The following is a 20,159-nucleotide window of genomic DNA, read 5'->3' on the forward strand; positions in this document are numbered from 1 at the left end:
ACCGGGGTAATGAAATCTTTACCCATTACCGGGATAATTGAAAAATACAGCAACGCAATGATGCAACCCTGGAATGATTGAGTTTGAAAACTCTATATCATATTTACCATTAAATGGATTATTCATGAATATTTTCAGCAAGATCGGAGTTATTGGTGCAGCCCTGTTGGTTTTATCTTCTGCTTCTGCCATCGCCACCATGCCGGTTGAAACCGATGTACATATGCCAGCAACTAAAGTGAGCGATACAACACTGGAGAATTTTTATCAGGTGGATAAAGATCTGTACCGTTCCGGCCAGCCGGGTACTGAACAGATGCAGGAGCTGGAACGTCGGGGAGTTAAATCTATTTTTAACCTGCGTAACTTCCACACCGATAACAGCGAAGCAAAAGGCACATCGCTGAAGCTTTATCATATTCCTATGGAAGCCGGTCGTTTTACCGAAGAGCAGGTAGTTTTAGCGCTGAAACAGCTCTACCATGCACCAAAACCAGCCCTGATTCACTGTTGGCACGGTAGCGATCGTACCGGGTTGATGGTCGCCATGTACCGTATGGTATTTCTTGGCTGGTCAAAGCAGGATGCAATTGAAGAGCTTAAAAAGCCTGAGTTTGGCTACCACAAATGGGCCTATTACAACATCATTCAGTATCTGGAAAAGGTAGATGTAGAGAGTATACGCAAGCAGGTAACTGGAACAGCAGAATAAAATAACCGTCGTAAATGCTTATATATCAGCATTCCTCCGCGTGTATGGAATGCTGATATTAACGGAAAAAAGATTACGGCATTGCCACAAATCCAACGGCTTGATTTACTTTTTCCATGGTCTTTTTAGCCTGTGCACTGGCTTTAGCTGCGCCTTCACGCATCACTTGCTGTAAGAAAGCTTCATCATTACGGAAACGGTGGTAACGTTCCTGAAGTTCAGTCAGCATATTTGCTACCGCTTCAGCTACTTCAGTTTTCAGATGACCATACATTTTGCCTTCGAACTCTTGTTCCAGCGTTGCAATAGACTTGCCAGTTACCCCGGACAAAATATCTAACAGGTTAGAAACCCCAGCTTTATTCTCAATATCATAACGAACCACAGGTGGCTCATCGGAGTCGGTTACCGCACGCTTCAGCTTTTTCATCACTGATTTTGGATCTTCCAGCAGGCCAATAACGTTATTGCGGTTCTCGTCAGACTTAGACATTTTTTTAGTTGGCTCCAACAGTGACATCACTCGGGCTCCAGACTTAGGAATAAACGGTTGTGGAATTTTAAACACATCGCCATACAGAGCATTAAAACGTTGTGCTACATCACGGCTCAATTCCAGATGCTGTTTCTGGTCTTCCCCAACCGGAACCTGATTGGTCTGATACAGCAGGATATCCGCCGCCATTAACACCGGGTAGTCAAACAGACCGGCGTTAATATTTTCTGCATAGCGGCTGGATTTATCTTTAAACTGAGTCATACGGCTCAGCTCACCAAAATAGGTATAGCAATTCAGAACCCAGCTCAGTTGAACATGTTCAGGAACATGAGACTGAATAAAGATGGTGCTCTTCTTCGGATCGATACCACAGGCCAGATACAGTGCCAGCGTATCCAGCGTTGCTTTACGCAGCTTCTCCGGGTCCTGACGAACGGTAATCGCATGCAGGTCAACGATGCAGTATACACAGTCATATTCATCCTGCATCTGAACCCATTGACGCAGCGCTCCCATATAGTTACCAATGGTCAATTCACCTGATGGCTGTGCGCCACTAAATACAATGGGTTTACTCATGATTTCGTCCTAATTCATCTTTGATGTAAGCTGCCCGATAGTGGGCAGGAGGTCGGCGAATGAAGCTAATACACGATCAGGATGACTCAATGCAATAGATTCGCCATAGTTATATCCGTAGGAAAATCCTATCGTTGGGCAACCAGCTGCCTGGCCTGCCTGAATATCGTTGCGGGAGTCACCGACAAAAACCAGCTCATCTGCCCTCAAGCCTAACTGGCCTAAAACCAGATAGAGCGGTGCAGGATGAGGTTTCTTTTCAATCACATCATCTCCGCCGATAATCACGCTAAAATAGTCTAAAATACCCAGTGAACTCAATAAAGGCCGGACAAATTGTGTCGGTTTGTTGGTCACCAGCGCCATTTTCATGCCGCTGCGGGCCAGCGCTTTCAGGGTTGATTCTACATGAGGATAGAGCTGAGTTCCCGGCTCAACAAACTCATTATAATAACGGTCGAACAGGGTACGGGCGCTATCCTGATACTCTTTAGAGGATTCACCACCGGCCCAGCTCAATGCGCGCATAATCAACACATTAGCCCCATTACCAATCCAGTGAGAAACACGCTCTTCACCGGCAACAGGCAGGCCTAAAGATTTCAATGTGGCATCAATAGCCGCAGCCAGCCCCGGTAAACTATTTACCAGTGTACCATCGAGATCAAACCCTACGCCTTTAATGCCGGTAAACATACTCATTGAGTGGCCTTCGTCAGTTCCTGTCTCATTTGGTCAATAACCGCTTTATAGTCAGGCTGATTAAAAATAGCTGAGCCCGCAACAAACATATCCGCTCCAGCTGCTGCAATCTGCCCAATGTTATCGACTTTAACGCCACCATCAACTTCCAGACGAATATCAAAACCGCTGTCATCAATCATTTTGCGAACCTGACGCAGCTTATCGTAAGTGGATGGTATAAATGATTGTCCGCCAAAACCCGGGTTAACCGACATCAGCAGAATCACGTCCAGCTTATCCATAACATAATCCAGATAGCTTAGTGGCGTGGCAGGATTAAAGACTAAACCCGCTTTACAGCCGTGTTCTTTAATCAGTTGAATGGTACGATCTACATGCTCTGAAGCTTCAGGATGAAAAGAGATATAGGACGCTCCTGCCTTAGCAAAATCAGGCACAATCCTATCAACAGGTTTCACCATCAGATGCACATCGATAGGCGCAGTAATACCATAGTCACGCAGTGCCTGACAGACCATCGGACCGATCGTTAAATTCGGTACATAATGGTTATCCATAACGTCAAAATGCACTACATCAGCGCCGGCTGCCAATACCTTCGCCGTATCATCACCCAAACGAGCGAAATCAGCAGAAAGGATTGAAGGAGCTATCAGAAATTTATTCATGCATATATCCACTGGTTATCGAAAACATTGTTTAAGAACAGGCGTTCTGGTTTAAAAATATTTAATCAACGCGGGCGATACAAGGCTAATAATTCATCAACTTTTGTTCTACCCATCACGTTGCGGCTGATGGTTCTTCGCCCTTTCACCACCACCAGCTTAGCCTCTTTATACCATTCACGGGTTAATTCGGTTGCATGGTTAGAGATCAGTACCGGAACACCTAAATTACCAGCCACATTCCGAGCCAGCAAGGCCAAATGTTGTTGATCTTTAAGGTTGAAATTATTGGTGTGATAGGCAGTAAAATTAGCGGTAGCAGATAAAGGGGCGTAAGGCGGATCGCAATATACCACGGCACCTGATGAAGCTTTCATCATGGTCTGCTCATAATTTTCACAAAAGAACATGGCTTTTTTTGCTTTTTCAGCAAAAAAATAGATCTCAGCTTCCGGAAAGTAAGGGCGCTTATAGCGACCAAAAGGTACATTAAATTCGCCGCTCAGGTTATAGCGACATAATCCGTTATAACAATGACGATTCAAATAGAGAAACAGTAATGCCCGACGATAGCGGTCACGGCTTTGGTTAAACTCTTTACGCAACGCGTAATAAACTGCTTCCTGATTATTTTCATCATTAAACAGTTCTCTGGAATCTTTTACTACTTGCTCAGCACACTCTTTAACAATCTCATACAGATTAATTAGATCGCTATTTATATCTGCCAGAATATATTCATCATAATCTGTATTAAGAAACACTGAGCCTGCACCAACAAAAGGCTCGATTAAACGATCCCCTCTGGGCAAATGCTCCCGAATTTCATCGACCAGGGGATATTTCCCCCCGGCCCATTTTAAAAAAGAACGATTTTTTTTCATGCTGCGAGTCAGCTACTTATACAATTCACAACGGCGTTTTGCACTCTGTTTCAAGCAGCACATTTGCTCATTTTATGGTTATTTTTGTTTTAGATCCTGATGCACTTGTTGCATAGACCTTACCCATGGCTTATTCGCCTGAACTTCTTTCGACATGCCTGATAATGCAGATCGGGCTTCTGTGGCTGAAGCATAATTACCGGTAACTAAAACAAACCACGGCTTACCATCACGACGAGTTGAATATACCCAGTAATCCGTCATGTTGTTCTTTTTAGCAAAAGCTAACAGCGTATCAGAACGGGAAGCGCTGCTAACTTGTAGTGTCACGCGATTCGCCGGAATAGCTGACAGCCCGGAAGCTGTACCTGGCGTTGTGGAACCTTTAGCAGTTGGAGCTTCGCTCGCCTTTGGTGTGGTTGTTTTTGGTGTCGTCGTTGGCTGACTTACCGGCTTAGGCTGGGTTGTTGGCCGTGGAGAGGTGGTCGCTGGCTGAGAGTTCTGAGCCGGTGCTTTTACTGGTGTAGTACTCGTTGGCTGCTGCCCCGGAGCAGTAGTTGGTGTACCTGAACCAGGCATTTCAGTCTCTTTCAAACGGTTCAGTTGCTCTTGTTGCGCGGTCAGAGCATCCGTTATCTCGCCAGGGATTTCAACTCGCTGTTGATTTGGCGTACCAGGCAGAGGTTGAGATTCTGTAGGCGTACCTGAAATCGGTGGTGGAGTAATTTCTTGTGGTTGTGTATTGGCTGGCGGAGTACCCGTCGCTTGCGTCGGCGTACCAGAATCTGAATTAGTGCCTAAATTGACTTCACGAGGCCCATTATTTTGTGGTGTCGGCCCTTTTAAAGCTGAACTCACTAAAAAAATCAGAAGCAGTAGTACCAGAATACCAATACCAATCTTGATATGCTGACGAGATACCGATGCGCTCTTTTGTGGTTTGCTACGTTCACGACGTGCGACCCGATCGTCAACATCCGGTTTCATTTCATCAGATTCAAAGTCGTCTTGATCTTCTACTCGCACTTTCCCACCTCTTCAGATAAATGATATACCGCGCCAACAACGCTTTATGAATAATAACTCTCGCTGACGCTGAAATTATATCAGGCAATTTCCTATTGCTGACAACACAACTTGATGGTCAACGCCACTTTTCACTTCAGACTGACCGATGGCCGTCGGTAATACCAATCGTAATTTACCTGCCAGAGTTTTTTTATCGCGTAACATGTGAGGTATATAGGCCTCTGGCTTCATACTCTCAGGCCCGTAGATTGGGAGATCTGCGCGTAGTAATAAGCGTTTAATTCGGTCAATATCCTGCTGGCTAAAAGTACCCAGTAGTTTGGCCGTTTCAGCAGCCATTACCATACCTGCGGATACCGCTTCACCGTGCAGCCAGTTACCGTAGCCCATTTCAGCTTCAATCGCATGACCAAAGGTGTGACCAAGATTTAACAATGCTCTGACGCCATTTTCCCGCTCATCAGCAGCTACCACCTGTGCTTTAATTTCACAACAGCGGCGAATGCAGTACCCCATTGCTTGCTCATCCAGTGCCATTAATCGATCAATGTTTTGTTCAAGCCAGTCGAATAAGTCTGAATCCAGAATAATGCCGTACTTAATCACTTCAGCCATGCCAGAAGAGAGCTCACGCTTAGGCAGAGTTTTCAGGCAGTTAAGATCAATAACCACTGACGCTGGCTGATAAAATGCGCCTATCATATTCTTACCCAACGGGTGATTAACCGCTGTTTTACCACCAACGGATGAATCAACCTGAGATAAGAGTGTGGTTGGTACCTGAATAAAGCGCACGCCGCGTTGATAGCATGCCGCAGCAAAACCAGTCAGGTCACCAATTACACCTCCGCCTAACGCAATCAGTGTAGTATCGCGACCATGATTATTTTCCAGCAGACGAGTGAAGACCTGATCCATTACTGACAGCGTTTTATATTTTTCACCGTCGGGCAATATTACAGAATCAACAACAACACCTAAAGTTTCCAGGCTCCTGCTTACCGTTTCCAGATAAAGCGGAGCAATCGACTCATTGGTAACAATTAGTGCTTTGTCTCCAGACCGGAGAGGAAGAAAAGAATCCGGATGGCTAAACAAACCAGCCTCAATCGTAATAGGATAGCTACGCTCTCCTAAAGTAACACTTACCCTCTCCATAGCATGCCTTTTTAATCTTATTCTTAGATTTAATGCAGAACCACAACATGAAAAATTAGCGGTTTTCGATTAACTGAATAATTTGGTTTGCAACAACTTTAGCGCTTTGATCGTCGGTCTGAATGGTGACGTCAGCAATCTCTTCATATAAAGGATTACGTTCCAACGCTAGCGCTTCTAGCACTTCACGTGGTGTGTCAACCTGCAACAGAGGACGTTTTTTATCGCGCTGAGTACGAGCCAGCTGCTTTTCGATTGTAGTTTCTAAATACACCACAATACCGCGTGCGGATAAACGATTACGGGTTTCTTTTGATTTTACAGAACCGCCGCCAGTAGCCAGGACAATGCCTTGCTTTTCCGTCAGTTCATTAATAACTTTTTCTTCACGATCGCGAAAACCCTCTTCGCCTTCTACGTCGAATACCCAGGCTATATCAGCTCCAGTACGGCGTTCAATCTCGTGATCGGAGTCTACAAACTCCATATTAAGCTGTTGAGCCAACTGACGACCTATCGTACTTTTACCTGCACCCATAGGACCAATCAGAAAGATATTGCGTTTCTCTGCCATATTTTATTGGTATTACTAAGATAATTCGTTAATGACAACCCACCCCGTAAGGTAAATACATAAACGGGAGTTCACCTGAAACCTCATATGCATGATGTGTGAGATCAGACTGGAAATTATCTCAACACTATAGGTGGTTTGGCAACCTAATAAATTTTAACACCTCAATTTCTCGGTAGCAGAGCACAATAATTCCATCAAATTTTAGGCTCAAACCTCATGTCAGACCGATTTCAGATAGACACTTGTAAGCTAAATCCGCCTACGCGTCAAATTTGAATGCTATTTGATAAATAACTCTCTGACAATTTATGCCATTTTTATCAGTCATCATCATGATAAATATATTTTCCCGATCGCTATCCATTTACTGTTTTTCCTGTCGATATTATTGCCGGCGATGTAATGATGGTCGGTGTAATAAATATTACCAACTCTCGTTTACTCTGCTTATGTGAATTGCGCTGAAATAATGCCCCCAATACAGGTATATCGCCCAATACCGGAACCTGTTCCTTTCCTGATGCCTTATTCTGCTGAAAAATACCGCCCAACACGATAGTTTCCCCATCTGCCACAGAAACCTGAGTTTTAATCTCTTGTGTATCTATGGTTAGAATTTCACTTCCATCGCCCTTTTTTAGCCCTTTCCCCGGCATATTCTGGCTGATCTGTAGCGCCAGTTCTAATTGCCCTCCAGGAAAGATTTGGGGCGTCACTTCAAGTCCAAGTACCGCTTGTTTAAATTCAATGGATGTTGCGCCGCTGGCACCACTGGAGACTTCATAAGGAATCTCTGTTCCTTGTTTGATACTGGCAGTTTGTCGATTTACCGTCATGAGTCGCGGACTGGCAATAATATTCACACTACTCTCCGCCTCCATAGCTGACAGCTCCAGCCCAAGCAAGCGTCCGTTTAAACGAGCAACCTGAAAACCTATTTGTCCGGCGGGTGAGCCTGCGGCTAACGCCACATTAAAATGACTGTTAATACCACTTCCCTCTGCCAGCAACTCACCACCCCATCCCCATCTGACGCCTAATTCCTGCAGATTCTCATGACTGATGGTTACGATATGTGCCGTTAGCAATACCTGTGGTTGTGGGCTGTCTACTTCTTGTAAAAAAGACTCTATTGAGGACATGGCTGATGCAATATCCCGCACAATCACAATATTGCTTCTTATATCAGCAACAACACTTCCCCGGTCTGACAAAAAATGACCTTTTTGGCCATTGAGCAATTTAGCCAACTCATTGACATCCGCATAGCGAACCCGGTACTTAAAGGTGGTTAACGGCTGTTCTTCAGTCTGCTGCTCCTGAAGTTGCTTATCCCGCTGGTTTTGAGCCTCTTTCTCCTGACGAGGGATAACCACCATCACATTACCGTCCAGTTCCGCATCCAACTGACCGGCCTTCAAAATAGCGGACAATGCCTGCTGCCAGGAAACCTGATTAAGGCGAATACTCAACTTACCTTTTACGCTATCCATCACTACCAAATTCAACTGTTGGTAATCCGCCAGTGCCTGCAAAATCACACTTATTGGCGCATCCTGAAAATCCAGCGAAACCGGGCTTTCCACAGCCTGTGTCATAAGATTCTGCTCAATATCAACCGAGTATGCGGGTAATGACAGACATAGCGCCCCGCACAAACAGATAATGCGAATATGCATAAAAAACCCCATTACTTACTTCCTTAATTTAAGTTCAATGACGCTTCGGCTACGGCAGGAATAACGGCTCGCAAACTTATTGGCGAATTGAGCGCTGCCATACAACAGACGATCCAGGTGCCAGGAAAACAAAGGTAATGGCTTTTGCCTGGCAATTTGTATCCAGCCGCCGGCCTGAGTTTGTACCCATCCATACCAGTTATCATCGCGCCCAATCACTCCACGCAGCGTCCAGCTCAATAACTGCTGCTCCTCTTCAACCACTTCGGCCGGGCACTGAGCTATGTCATCAGGTATAAAGGGGTTACGGCGTAGGACTTCTTGCGTTAAAACTTCAGCGGAAAAGAACAGTAATGAAACTAATAAGAGCTGCTTCATGATGTGCCTTGATTTAACTGGTATAAACGAACGGTCATATTGATAGTTAAATATGGGCCACCGTCCAACGTCAGACGGCTAATGGTTGTTAAACTCGTTCCACTATTGAGCAATCGGATTAACTCAATAAATTGAAAATAGTCGGCACTCACTTTTAACTGCCAGTCGTATAAAGTAAGAGCGCCCTGTTGAGAAACCGAGGGAGATCCCATGTCTATCAATCGACAGCCTGATGCTGACAGGTATCCGGTAATAGCGCGAATAAAGCCCGCGCCATTGCCGGGTTGATACTGATATGGTTGAAGTTCACGCTCAGCCTGTTCAATCTGCATCTTTAGCTGCTCTTTTTCCGGCAAAGAGAGCCATTGCTGCTGATAGAGCTCTGCCTGTTGATCCGCTTTTTCTAACTGCATTTGAAGCTGTTGATTAACCTCCGTCAACGGAATAACCAGCAAATACCAACCCCAAAATCCCGCCAGTATCCAGACAAAAGTCATGATGGTATGACGTAACCATAGCGGAGCAAAAACCACATGCCGCCAGTTAATTTGGGCCCATCCAGTCACAGGGCAGCTCCTGTCCTGTTGGCCGTAAAGGCAAAAGAGAACAAAGAAAACTCTGTGTTCACAGCCATCACTTTTCCCAGTTCAAGCCCTGTGAGTAATGATGAACCGCTCAATTTTTGCTGAAAATCTATAACGCTCAGGTAGCCATTACCCTGGCCTTCAATCACCAGTTTCGCCTCCTGAAATGCTATTTTTTTCAACCAAAGCGACTCGGGCAAAGCAGATTCGATATCGGTAAATAATGTCTGTAATAAGAGAGAACTCTGCCTGATTTTCTGAGCCTGACTTTGTAACTGAACCAAGGCTAAGGCTGTCTGTTCAGTATCTTTAATTTGTTTAATTTCATTCAGTCTGATGGTGTTAGCAGCCGTCATCTGCACCAACCGTTCGGAGAGTTGTTGATGCTGACTGGTTGCAGCAACATAAAGTGCACTCAGACAAAATAATGTGACCACCGCATAACAAAAAGCCATTATCACAAAGGATCGAATCGCCTTCTTTTGCCGTTGAGCACGCCAGGGCAAAAAATTTACCTGAAGCATCAGCAATCCTCTGAACGCAAGGCCAGACCACAGGCCAGAACAAACTGTTGAGGTGCCTCAGGCAGTGGTGGTTGCATTTGCTGCAGAGCTACCAAAGGTGACCAACATTGAATATCAGAGGGAAAAGCTTCTGATGTCGGCAAACCACTGTAGCTAACCTGACTAACGGTATAACCGCTTATTTGTTGATATGTTTGCCGGGCATGCTCGATTCGTTCCAAAACCGTCATCGAGTTATCAGGAATAACCTGATAATAGAGAGCATGATTCAGTGGTGAAACCAACAGGTACTTTTCATACAGTTGATGGACCAACAGTGAATCCGGTGATACACCACCAGACAATGCCATAGAGCGTAATATACAAGGTGTGGTATCAATAATATCGGGGGAAATATTGGCGCGAGCCAGCTCGGTTTTCCAATGTTCGATAACCGAACGCCGGGTTGCACTCACCACGATTTCTCCACTGGCTGATTGATTCGAATTTACGGAAGACATTAAACGGTAATCGACTGCTAATTCACGCGCAGCTAACGGAAACAGTTTGCTCATTGATGCTTCAACTAACCATGTCTGTTCCTGCAGAGACAAAGAGGGTTCAGGTAGCTTTATTGATTGTTGCAGAATCACTTCAGCAGGCAGTGCAATTCGCAAAGAAACACGCCTTGGTAAATTGCAACGCCACTCACTCAGAGCCGTCATGATTTCTGGCGAGAACATGGCTGTATTATCGCCAATACACAAAGGCGTCACCTGCTGATAATGCCAGTGACGCAACTGCCAACCATATCGCCTGCGTTGTACTGCCAGCGCACAGAAGCTATCTTCCTGAATATCTAAGCCAACCTGCCAAATGTGCATAATCCGGAAATCTCCTTTTCTCTTACTTTCTCTTATCCATTGATAAAAGAACGTATCCACAATGTCGTGTTGCCTTTATACTATCGACCGATTGTTTATAAACCACTCAATATCCATTGCATGGGAATTATCAGGTGAAGTTCGTAAAGTATTTGTTCATCATTGCAATTTGTTGCTTTTTTTTGGGAATTGGCGCGATTTTTGGCCTCTATAAATACCTTGAACCGGAATTACCGGATGTTTCAACGTTAAAAGAAGTCAAACTACAGATGCCTATGCAGGTATTTAGCGCAGAGGGAGAGCTTATTGCTCAATTTGGTGAAATGCGCCGTATTCCGGTGACGCTAAAACAAATGCCGCCTCAATTAATTCATGCATTTCTGGCAACAGAAGATAGCCGTTTCTATGAGCACCACGGTCTTGACCCTATTGGTATTGCCCGTGCATTAGTCGTTGCTGTTGGTGCCGGTTCTGCCCAACAAGGGGCCAGTACCATTACTCAACAACTGGCAAGAAACTTCTTCCTTAGTCCAGAGAAAACCATTACTCGTAAGGCAAAAGAAGCCTTTCTGGCCATTCGTATTGAAAGATCGTTGACCAAAGATGAGATTCTTGAGCTCTATCTGAACAAGATTTATCTGGGATCACGAGCTTATGGTATTGGTGCAGCTGCACACGTCTATTTTGGTAAAGATGTCAGCCAACTGACATTAAGCGAAATGGCGATGATCGCCGGTCTGCCAAAAGCACCATCCAGCTACAACCCGATCAACTATCCTGATCGAGCGCTGATTCGTCGTAATACCGTGCTTTATCGTATGCTGGAAGAGAAATACATTACTCAGCAAGAGTACATGGAGGCCAAGAATTCACCGTTGGTCGCCAATTACCATGAACCAGAAGTGGCATTTACCGCCTCTTATCTGGCAGAAATGGTACGCCAGGAAATGATTGATAGATTTGGTGAAAATGCTTATACCGATGGTTATAAAGTTTACACCACGATTACTAAATCCTTGCAGACCGCAGCAACTGATGCGGTGCGCAACAATATCATTGATTATGATATGCGCCACGGCTACCGCGGTCCTGAACACGTATTATGGAAAGGGGCTGAAACCCCATGGGAAAAACAGCAGATTGTTGATTTCCTGAAAGGCGTTTCCAGCTATGGTCCTCTTGTTCCTGCTGTAGTAACAAAAGCGGAAGGTCAACAGGCTACCCTAATGCTTCACGATGGCGAAGCTCTGGCATTACCATTCTCAGCAATGCGTTGGGCCAGACCTTTCATTAACGATCGGGCAATGGGCGCCAGTCCAAGAAAAGTGACCGATGTCGTTAAAGCAGGTCAACAAATCTGGATCCGTAAGAGTGGCGAAAACTGGGTACTATCACAGGTTCCTGGCGTTAACTCTGCGTTAATCTCATTAGATCCCCATGATGGTGCTATAAAAGCATTAGTCGGCGGATTTGACTTTAACCAAAGTAAATTTAACCGGGTAACTCAGTCTGTTCGTCAGGCGGGGTCAAACATCAAGCCATTTGTGTATGCGGCAGCGTTGGATAAAGGGATGACCCTTTCTACACTGTTAACCGACTTGCCAATTACGCTAAATGTTGGTGGTGGCAGAACCTGGTCACCTAAAAACTCACCACCTACTTATGCCGGGCCTTTGCGTTTACGGGTTGGTTTAGGTTTATCCAAAAACGTAATGATTGTTCGCGCTATGCGCGCCATTGGTGTGGACTACGCTGCTGATTATCTACAGCGCTTTGGCTTCCCGGAACAAAATATTTCGCGGACTGAGTCATTAGCACTGGGAGCAGCATCATTTACTCCGCTGCAATTAGCTCGTGGTTATGCGGTGTTCGCCAACGGTGGTTATCTGGTAGATCCTTATTTTATCTCCAAAATTGAAGATGATACTGGCGCTATTATCTTTGGTGCTAAACCTAAGGTAGCCTGTGGTTTTACCTGTGATATCCCTGTGGTTTATGGTCCAACGGCAAAATCTCAGGCGCTGGTTAGTAACACTGTTGACCTGCACAATCAGGAAGATGCGGCAGCAACTGCAGCAGCCTTAGCGGCAGCTGCGACTGCAAACCCAGAACCAGCCGATCCTGCTGATGACAGTTCCGATGATGTCGACCCATTAACTGAGAATGCGGTTAACAATATTGCACCAGTGCCAAATCTGGCGAAAATTGATCCATCTAAAGTTCCACCAGCAGATCCTTATGCTCCTCATGTTATCAGTTCAGAGTTAGCCTTCCTGGTACAGGATGCGTTGAAGAGTGATATCTCTGGTGAACCTGGTGGTGGCTGGAACGGTACCGGTTGGCGTGCGGCAAGGGACCTGAAGCGTAATGATATTGGCGGTAAAACCGGTACCACGAACAGCTCAAAAGATGCCTGGTTCTCTGGTTTTGGTCCATCTACCGTGACTTCCGTTTGGATTGGCTTTGACGATCATCGTCGTGGATTAGGTCGTGGTGAAGCAGGTGCACAGAGTGCTCAGCCGGCCTGGATTAACTTCATGAAGGTCGCGTTAAATGGCTTACCGGTACAGACCACGCCACAGCCGAAAGGCATTATCAGCGTAACTATCGATATGTCTACAGGGCAGCTTCCTGGCGGAGGTCGTAGCCGTTCAGAATACTTTATTAAAGGGACTGAACCAACCGCTCGTGCTTATTCTGAGGTTGGTACTACAGTAACCGACAGTGGTGGTAACACCCATGAGCTGTTCTGATAAATTTTAGAAAGTAAATGTAAAAAGGCCGTTCTACTGAACGGCCTTTTTGTTATTTCTTTGATGCTACGATTCGCTGTCGCAGATATTCACGCGCTAAAAACAGGGCGCTAACATTACGCGCTTCATTAAAATCCGCTTCATTAAGCAAATCCATCATGGTTTCCTGCGGCCAGGTCACCAGCGTCAACGGTTCCGGCTCATCCCCTTCCAGCTTCCGGGCATACAGATCTTCGGCCAATACGATGGTCATGGTACTAGCAAAATAGGTTGGGGCCAACGTCAGCTTTGATAATATGGTTAGCTTTTTCGCACCATAACCAATCTCTTCCATAAGCTCACGGTTAGCTGCTACCAGAACATCTTCATCTGGTTCTACCAGACCTTTAGGGAAACCCAACTCATAGTCTTCAATAGCTACGGCATATTCACGAATCAATAAAATATCGTCACCAGTCACAGGGACGATCATCACCGCCTGACGACCTTCCGGCAGCAGACGTTCGTAAACCCGGTTTTCTCCGTTGCTGAAAGCTAAATCAACTGATTGAATACGAAACATACGAGAACGCGCAATTGTCTCAACATTTAGTATTTGGGGTTTTTGCTGCACTTTACTCATTAATGAAACCTCAGGGGTAATTCCTTTCATACAATAATAATGTTAGCTGGCTTATACTTATTATTACTGATAATATGAAACATTTATATGACAATATTTTGGAAGTGGCCCGCAATTCATCTTACTGGCTTTGTATTCTGGCTGATACCACTTTACTATAAGTAAATGTTTACATCTGCTTTTTGATACCAACGCCAACTAAATATAAGATAGTACAGATAAACAAAACTGATGCGCTAAACATGTGCAGATAAGAGAGTCTCTGACGACTACTCTCTGAATAAAAATTAAATCCCTATTTATTTAATATATATGACAGAATGGCAGGCCAACGAGTGAGAGTTATCCATGTTACCCAGTGATGATATAAGCATATTCACCATATTACTGCTTATCATTTTTATTGCGCTATCCGGCGTAGGGTTCTATCAATGGTTTATCCGTTGGAGGGCAAAAAATAATCAATCCCAAACCAGTCACCTGCCTTTTGTGCATAACAACACCCGTAAATTATCAACAGATGAAACGCTGGCCATCAGCGAATATCTGGAATTTTTGGAAAAAGTGCGTAAAGAGGGCAATAAATCAGGAAATTTCGTCAAATCTGCCCTGATGCCCTACAGTGATAATGTTTACGCTTCTAATTCTCCAATTATGTCGTTACCGTCCCCTGACGATAAAGAGAATATAAAACGCTATTACATTGATGGTATCGAAATTTATTTAGAACCTGAATGGATTGAATATATTGAAAATATCAATCAGGTTGAGATCGTCAAAACCCAAACTATTCCACTGGTTATTGCGTTAAACGGCCATAAGCTAACTGACTTTGTACAATCTAAACGCCCGAATGATGCTACTGCAATACCTCAACTTAAACACCCGTCACCAAAAGATAAAAACGACAGTGATAATGTGGAATTAATTCGTCTGCGTAAAGAGACTACTGCCGAATACAATTTAAAGCCGAAAAAGAAGGTGTATCAGTCTCTCATTATCGCCCTCTCTTACATTATTTTGTTCTTTAGCCTGATTAGTTCCACTGAAATTTTACCCTGGCTAGTGATTCTGGCGATATTGCTGTTAGGTATCGGAATCTGGCGTATGTTCCGCAGTGAGTTAAAGCAAACCCAATACAATATCCATTGTTTACGTGGTATTCCCAAACGTTGGGGACTCTTTGGTGAGTCGGATAACGGCCAGTTAACCAATATTTCTATTGGAGCTATCGACCTGATTTATCCGCCGCACTGGCAGCCTTATGTAGGCTACGATCTCGACCATAAAACCAATATTGATATTTATCTGAATCGTTATGTAGTTAAACAGGGGAAATTTCTCTCTCTACATAATGAATCGGTTAATTTTCCGCTGTTTCACTGGGGAAAAAATCTGGTGCTGGCGCTAGCCTCATTGCTGGTTATCATTTTATTGCTAACTTCAATTCCCATGAAGCGCCCCCTGGAACTCAGTCTGGCCCTGTTGGACGGTTCAAAAAATATCAGCGTGACCTCGCCTGAACAATTGAGAACCTCACAGATTGAAATCGGCGATCACTTAACCGTTCAGGGTTCCGGTATGTGTAGTATTCTGGCCATTTACCGTAGCGATATTCTTTATCCCTTCATGCCTTTTGACTGTACAGAAATGTATTGGGGTTCATCCAATTTACCTTCTCTACCTTCATCTGAGGTGATTGATAATGCGCTTGCACTACTGGATACCATGAACTATCAGCTGAATCCGCTAAATAATCAGGCGATAAAAAATAATCCTGATCTGGCCAGAACCGCTGAACGCGCAGGTATGACCGTAGTACCAGACTTTTCAGACATTGTGCTAAAAACCGAGAATTTATGTAAAGACTCCGGTGACTGTCACCGGTTAAAAGGGTCATTGCTGATTCTAAGCAACGAAAAAGACTGGGATGAGCTGGTAGAGAAATCGCAAATCCATTCATTGAAAGACACTGATGTTTTCCTACGGCCTGTAGCAGCAGATACGCTTCGTTCACAGGTTAACTCTATTGTTTCATCATTCTTTTACAGTCAGACCCATCAGGCAGCACAGGCGCTATACAATAAGCCGAAAGGCGGATTTTATATTCGTAATGACGATGATGAAAAACAGATGGTTGACGGTGACGAAATTAAAGAACTGACCAATCCAAGCATTCCTCTGGATACTCTGTATGACAATACAGCGATTAAACAATGGTTTGAGTTAAAACGCCTGTCGAATAAACTACTGAATGCTCACTTCAGTTCCAGCGGCATTGTGATTGATATTCAACCTATTGAGAATGGTACTACCAAGATTTCACTGCACAGTGAATCCAGTCTGGTTTCATTCTGGCGTTATGTGGGTTCCAGCCTGTTATTTATCATTATGTCCTTGAGCCTGATTTATAACATCACGCTATTAATTATTCGGCTACGTAAAAATGCCCATCGAACAGAAAAAATTCAGGCTTATTACGATCGCTGTTTTGCCAAGGATTTCAGACATACTGTTCAACAAAGCTAATATCAGCTTCTCGCTCTCAGGGCGAAATACCTTGATTTATTGTATTTCGCCCATATGTTGAAGTATCGGCTATTTTCATCCCCCGTTTCATGCTCCCGGCAAGCGTCAGAGCGAAGTTATCTATTTCATCGCTTGCCAGAGTCACTCAGGAGATTCAGTGATGGCAAACTCACCCGAAGAACAGGATATTCGGCTCGATAAGTGGCTTTGGACTGCGCGTTTTTATAAAACCAGAGCCATTGCCAGAGAGATGGTTGATGGTGGCAAGGTTCATTACAACGGCCAACGTTCCAAACCCAGCAAACTAGTTGAGGTTGGGGCCGAAATTCGCCTGAGACAGGGGAACGATGAAAGAACCATCATCGTTAATGCCTTGAGTATGCAGCGCCGGGGAGCCAGTGAGGCACAACAGCTTTACCATGAAACGCCAGAAAGCGTGACCAAAAGAGAAAACATATCTCAGGCACGCAAACTGAATGCGCTAACCATGCCTCATCCGGATCGTCGCCCGGACAAGAAAGAACGCCGTAATCTGATAAAATTTAAATATGGTGATGATGAATAATCTCCGGATGTTTCGAGAGTAGCCATTGCCTTAACGAGAGAAAACACATGCAAAACGCAGATCTGTTACACCGCTATTTATTTGAAAAACATGATGTTCGGGGTGAGCTGATCTCGCTCAGTGATACCTATTGTCAAATTCTTGAGAACCATGATTATCCGGTTGCGGTACAGCGCTTACTTGGTGAGATGCTGGTCGCCACCAGCTTGCTTACCGCTACGCTAAAATTTGACGGTGATATCACTGTTCAACTTCAGGGTGATGGCCCGGTTAAACTGGCGGTTATTAATGGCAATAATCTACAAGAGATGCGAGGTGTTGCCCGCCTTCAGGGAGAGGTAAGTGATAACTTCACGCTGAAACAAATGATTGGCAATGGTTATCTGGTTATTACCATCATTCCTAAAGAAGGTGAGCGCTATCAGGGCGTTGTAGGTCTGGAAGGTGAAACTGTTGCGGAATGTATTGAAGCCTATTTCCTTCAGTCTGAACAGTTGCCTACCCGCCTGTTTATCAGAACAGGGGCTTATCAAGGGCAAGCTGCTGCTGCCGGTATGTTGTTACAGGTTCTACCTGCTCATAAAGGCAACGATAGTGAGTTCGAGCACCTGGCTACGCTGACAGAAACTATTAAAGGGGAAGAGCTTTTCTCTCTGAATGTTGAAGAAGTTCTACGTCGTTTATACCATGAAGAAGATGTCACGCTATTCGATGGTCAAAAAGTTAGCTTCCACTGTACTTGTTCCAGAGAGCGTAGCGCACAAGCCTTGATGGCTCTTCCACAAGATGAAGTGGACTCTCTGATTGCTGAAGAAGGGCATATTGATATCCACTGCGATTATTGTGGTAATCACTACCTGTTTGAAAAAATGGATATTGATGCCTTACGATTAAATGGCAGCACCACATTAGAAAACGACACTCGTCATTAATACACGCTTTGCCGGGAATGAAATATCGTTATTCCCGGCATTTTTATCTTTATTCTCTGCTCATATCCCTTCGTTAATCGCTTCACCTCTCAATTACCGAGATGTGGATCGCATCTTCTATCAAAATTTAGAACAATGTGCCGATCCTTGATAGTTATCTCAGTCACCGTCAGGAAAGCCTTTACAATAAACATCAGTATTCATCTTTTTAAGGAAAAATTATGAGCACAACCCGTATCACTCCCCAAGTTCTTACTACCTACGGTATCCAAGACGCCACTGAGATAGTGTACAACCCAAGCTATGATTGCCTGTATAAAGAAGAAACTCGCCCTGATTTACAGGGATATGAGAAGGGAACAGTAACCACCTTAGGTGCTGTAGCTGTAGATACCGGTATTTTCACCGGTCGCTCACCAAAGGATAAGTATATCGTTCGCGATGACACCAGCCGTGATACGGTTTGGTGGGCAGATCAGGGTAAAGGTAAAAACGATAATAAACCTATCACTCCTGCTGTCTGGGCCGAACTGAAAAAACTGGTTGCTAACCAACTGTCAGGCAAGCGTCTGTTTGTGGTCGATGCTTACTGTGGTGCTAACCCTGATACCCGCCTGAAAGTACGTTTTATTACTGAAGTAGCATGGCAGGCTCACTTCGTGAAAAACATGTTTATCCGCCCAACGGATGAAGAACTTCAAAGTTTTGAGCCTGACTTTATCGTTATGAATGGCGCGAAATGCACCAACCCTAACTGGAAAGGGCAGGGTCTGAACTCAGAAAACTTTGTTGCTTTTAACCTGACAGAACGCATTCAACTGATCGGCGGTACCTGGTACGGCGGCGAAATGAAGAAAGGTATGTTCTCCATTATGAACTATCTGCTGCCATTAAAAGGCATTGCATCTATGCACTGTTCTGCCAACGTAGGTGATAAAGGTGATGTGGCAATATTCTTCGGCCTGTCCGGCACCGGTAAAACGACGCTTTCCACCGATCCAAAACGTCAGCTGATTGGTGATGATGAGCACGGTTGGGATGATGATGGCGTATTCAACTTTGAAGGCGGCTGCTACGCGAAAACCATCAAACTTTCCCAAGAGGCTGAGCCTGATATCTATAACGCAATCAGACGTGATGCCCTGCTGGAAAACGTAACTGTGCGTGCCGATGGCAGTGTAGACTTTGATGATGGTTCAAAAACCGAGAACACTCGCGTTTCCTATCCGATCTATCACATTGAAAACATTGTTAAGCCAGTTTCTAAAGCGGGACATGCGAAAAAGGTTATCTTCTTAACCGCTGATGCATTTGGCGTTTTACCTCCGGTGTCTAAGCTAACTCCTGACCAAACCCAGTATCATTTCCTGTCTGGCTTTACTGCCAAACTGGCAGGTACCGAGCGCGGTATTACAGAACCAACACCAACCTTCTCCGCCTGTTTTGGTGCGGCATTCCTTTCATTACACCCAACTCAATACGCAGAAGTATTAGTAAAGAGAATGAAAGCGTCTGGCGCACAAGCCTATCTGGTTAACACCGGCTGGAACGGTACCGGCAAACGTATCTCGATTAAAGATACCCGCGCTATTATCGATTCAATCCTGAACGGTGAAATCGAGAATGCAGAAACGATCCAACTGCCAATCTTCGATCTGGCGGTTCCAACCTCTCTGCCGGGCGTAAACCCAGCTATTCTGGATCCGCGTGATACTTACGCCAGTGAAGCAGAATGGAAAGAGAAAGCAGAAAAACTCGCAGACCTGTTTGTCACTAACTTTGATAAATATACCGATACCCCAGCCGGTGAAGCACTGGTTGCGGTTGGTCCAAAAGTGAAGTAATCGTCTTCAGTTAGTAAAATATAAAGGCGCCAACTGGCGCCTTTATAATGATGGTAAAATTCGATAGTTCAGCGG

Annotated in this window: 19 protein-coding genes; 6 read left to right on the plus strand and 13 right to left on the minus strand. The window is 44.7% G+C overall.

The window, feature by feature from the left end:
- Window positions 1-124 precede the first annotated feature (124 nt).
- The gene (locus tag GOL65_RS11385) at window positions 125-712 is read left to right on the plus strand and encodes a dual specificity protein phosphatase family protein (protein ID WP_179038321.1); all 588 of its coding nucleotides are present in this window, start codon (window positions 125-127) and stop codon (window positions 710-712) included.
- A 73-nt stretch (window positions 713-785) separates the two neighbouring features.
- Here GOL65_RS11385 and trpS read toward each other — a convergent pair whose 3' ends face one another.
- The 12 genes from trpS to pilM form a co-directional block, all read right to left on the minus strand.
- Window positions 786-1,790 (minus strand): tryptophan--tRNA ligase, encoded by a 1,005-nt coding sequence (gene trpS, locus GOL65_RS11390; RefSeq protein ID WP_140918875.1) that lies wholly within the window; start codon window positions 1,788-1,790, stop codon window positions 786-788.
- Between the two features lie 9 nt (window positions 1,791-1,799).
- Window positions 1,800-2,492, minus strand: coding sequence for a phosphoglycolate phosphatase (locus GOL65_RS11395; protein WP_140918876.1), 693 nt, complete (start codon window positions 2,490-2,492; stop codon window positions 1,800-1,802).
- A complete protein-coding gene (gene rpe, locus GOL65_RS11400; protein WP_130593183.1) occupies window positions 2,489-3,163 on the minus strand; it encodes a ribulose-phosphate 3-epimerase in 675 nt (224 codons plus the stop codon). The genes GOL65_RS11395 and rpe overlap by 4 nt, the downstream gene beginning before the upstream one ends.
- A gap of 65 nt (window positions 3,164-3,228) precedes the next feature.
- Window positions 3,229-4,047 (minus strand): adenine-specific DNA-methyltransferase, encoded by an 819-nt coding sequence (dam, locus tag GOL65_RS11405; protein WP_140918877.1) that lies wholly within the window; start codon window positions 4,045-4,047, stop codon window positions 3,229-3,231.
- Window positions 4,048-4,125: 78 nt separating this feature from the next.
- On the minus strand, window positions 4,126-5,073 hold the full coding sequence (locus tag GOL65_RS11410) for an SPOR domain-containing protein (RefSeq protein WP_140918878.1): 948 nt from the start codon (window positions 5,071-5,073) through the stop codon (window positions 4,126-4,128).
- 75 nt (window positions 5,074-5,148) lie between these two features.
- Window positions 5,149-6,234 (minus strand): 3-dehydroquinate synthase, encoded by a 1,086-nt coding sequence (gene aroB, locus GOL65_RS11415; RefSeq protein WP_140918879.1) that lies wholly within the window; start codon window positions 6,232-6,234, stop codon window positions 5,149-5,151.
- Between the two features lie 55 nt (window positions 6,235-6,289).
- Window positions 6,290-6,808 carry a shikimate kinase AroK gene (aroK, locus tag GOL65_RS11420; RefSeq protein ID WP_108900624.1) on the minus strand — a complete coding sequence of 173 codons (519 nt, stop codon included), beginning with the start codon at window positions 6,806-6,808 and terminating at the stop codon, window positions 6,290-6,292.
- A gap of 359 nt (window positions 6,809-7,167) precedes the next feature.
- The gene (gene hofQ, locus GOL65_RS11425) at window positions 7,168-8,502 is read right to left on the minus strand and encodes a DNA uptake porin HofQ (protein WP_228723092.1); all 1,335 of its coding nucleotides are present in this window, start codon (window positions 8,500-8,502) and stop codon (window positions 7,168-7,170) included.
- A 3-nt stretch (window positions 8,503-8,505) separates the two neighbouring features.
- Window positions 8,506-8,868: a hypothetical protein gene (locus GOL65_RS11430; RefSeq protein ID WP_140918880.1), complete on the minus strand. Its 363-nt coding sequence runs from the start codon at window positions 8,866-8,868 to the stop codon at window positions 8,506-8,508.
- Entirely contained in the window at window positions 8,865-9,434 is a 570-nt protein-coding gene (locus tag GOL65_RS11435) for a hypothetical protein (protein ID WP_140918881.1), read from the minus strand. Before GOL65_RS11435 ends, GOL65_RS11430 begins: the two co-directional genes overlap by 4 nt.
- Complete coding sequence (locus tag GOL65_RS11440) at window positions 9,431-9,976, minus strand: PilN domain-containing protein (protein ID WP_140918882.1); 546 nt, start codon at window positions 9,974-9,976, stop codon at window positions 9,431-9,433. Before GOL65_RS11440 ends, GOL65_RS11435 begins: the two co-directional genes overlap by 4 nt.
- On the minus strand, window positions 9,976-10,839 hold the full coding sequence (gene pilM, locus GOL65_RS11445) for a pilus assembly protein PilM (RefSeq protein ID WP_140918883.1): 864 nt from the start codon (window positions 10,837-10,839) through the stop codon (window positions 9,976-9,978). The genes GOL65_RS11440 and pilM overlap by 1 nt, the downstream gene beginning before the upstream one ends.
- Before the next feature lie 134 nt (window positions 10,840-10,973).
- Here pilM and GOL65_RS11450 point away from each other — a divergent pair, with 134 nt between their 5' ends.
- Window positions 10,974-13,592 carry a PBP1A family penicillin-binding protein gene (locus GOL65_RS11450; protein ID WP_140918884.1) on the plus strand — a complete coding sequence of 873 codons (2,619 nt, stop codon included), beginning with the start codon at window positions 10,974-10,976 and terminating at the stop codon, window positions 13,590-13,592.
- Between the two features lie 52 nt (window positions 13,593-13,644).
- On the opposite strand, the gene nudE is transcribed toward GOL65_RS11450, so the two are convergent.
- Window positions 13,645-14,214 carry an ADP compounds hydrolase NudE gene (gene nudE, locus GOL65_RS11455; protein WP_140918885.1) on the minus strand — a complete coding sequence of 190 codons (570 nt, stop codon included), beginning with the start codon at window positions 14,212-14,214 and terminating at the stop codon, window positions 13,645-13,647.
- A 348-nt stretch (window positions 14,215-14,562) separates the two neighbouring features.
- Here nudE and GOL65_RS11460 point away from each other — a divergent pair, with 348 nt between their 5' ends.
- From GOL65_RS11460 to pckA, 4 genes are all read left to right on the plus strand, one after another.
- The gene (locus tag GOL65_RS11460; protein WP_179038322.1) at window positions 14,563-16,743 is read left to right on the plus strand and encodes an IgaA/UmoB family intracellular growth attenuator; all 2,181 of its coding nucleotides are present in this window, start codon (window positions 14,563-14,565) and stop codon (window positions 16,741-16,743) included.
- Between the two features lie 160 nt (window positions 16,744-16,903).
- Window positions 16,904-17,308, plus strand: coding sequence for a ribosome-associated heat shock protein Hsp15 (gene hslR / locus GOL65_RS11465; RefSeq protein WP_140918887.1), 405 nt, complete (start codon window positions 16,904-16,906; stop codon window positions 17,306-17,308).
- Window positions 17,309-17,355: 47 nt separating this feature from the next.
- On the plus strand, window positions 17,356-18,240 hold the full coding sequence (gene hslO, locus GOL65_RS11470) for an Hsp33 family molecular chaperone HslO (protein ID WP_130593195.1): 885 nt from the start codon (window positions 17,356-17,358) through the stop codon (window positions 18,238-18,240).
- Between the two features lie 221 nt (window positions 18,241-18,461).
- On the plus strand, window positions 18,462-20,084 hold the full coding sequence (pckA, locus tag GOL65_RS11475; RefSeq protein WP_140918888.1) for a phosphoenolpyruvate carboxykinase (ATP): 1,623 nt from the start codon (window positions 18,462-18,464) through the stop codon (window positions 20,082-20,084).
- Window positions 20,085-20,159 lie beyond the last annotated feature (75 nt).

This window comes from Limnobaculum xujianqingii, assembly GCF_013394855.1.
Lineage (GTDB): Bacteria > Pseudomonadota > Gammaproteobacteria > Enterobacterales > Enterobacteriaceae > Limnobaculum > Limnobaculum xujianqingii.

Coding starts and splice junctions, on each gene's coding strand:
- GOL65_RS11430 (WP_140918880.1), bottom strand. CDS start 8,868: ATGAAGCAGCTCTTATTAGTTTCATTACTGTTCTTTTCCGCTGAAGTT.
- GOL65_RS11440 (WP_140918882.1), bottom strand. CDS start 9,976: ATGCTTCAGGTAAATTTTTTGCCCTGGCGTGCTCAACGGCAAAAGAAG.
- GOL65_RS11385 (WP_179038321.1), top strand. CDS start 125: ATGAATATTTTCAGCAAGATCGGAGTTATTGGTGCAGCCCTGTTGGTT.
- rpe (WP_130593183.1), bottom strand. CDS start 3,163: ATGAATAAATTTCTGATAGCTCCTTCAATCCTTTCTGCTGATTTCGCT.
- nudE (WP_140918885.1), bottom strand. CDS start 14,214: ATGAGTAAAGTGCAGCAAAAACCCCAAATACTAAATGTTGAGACAATT.
- GOL65_RS11460 (WP_179038322.1), top strand. CDS start 14,563: ATGTTACCCAGTGATGATATAAGCATATTCACCATATTACTGCTTATC.
- hofQ (WP_228723092.1), bottom strand. CDS start 8,502: ATGGGGTTTTTTATGCATATTCGCATTATCTGTTTGTGCGGGGCGCTA.
- hslR (WP_140918887.1), top strand. CDS start 16,904: ATGGCAAACTCACCCGAAGAACAGGATATTCGGCTCGATAAGTGGCTT.
- aroK (WP_108900624.1), bottom strand. CDS start 6,808: ATGGCAGAGAAACGCAATATCTTTCTGATTGGTCCTATGGGTGCAGGT.
- pckA (WP_140918888.1), top strand. CDS start 18,462: ATGAGCACAACCCGTATCACTCCCCAAGTTCTTACTACCTACGGTATC.
- hslO (WP_130593195.1), top strand. CDS start 17,356: ATGCAAAACGCAGATCTGTTACACCGCTATTTATTTGAAAAACATGAT.
- dam (WP_140918877.1), bottom strand. CDS start 4,047: ATGAAAAAAAATCGTTCTTTTTTAAAATGGGCCGGGGGGAAATATCCC.
- pilM (WP_140918883.1), bottom strand. CDS start 10,839: ATGCACATTTGGCAGGTTGGCTTAGATATTCAGGAAGATAGCTTCTGT.
- trpS (WP_140918875.1), bottom strand. CDS start 1,790: ATGAGTAAACCCATTGTATTTAGTGGCGCACAGCCATCAGGTGAATTG.
- GOL65_RS11395 (WP_140918876.1), bottom strand. CDS start 2,492: ATGAGTATGTTTACCGGCATTAAAGGCGTAGGGTTTGATCTCGATGGT.
- aroB (WP_140918879.1), bottom strand. CDS start 6,234: ATGGAGAGGGTAAGTGTTACTTTAGGAGAGCGTAGCTATCCTATTACG.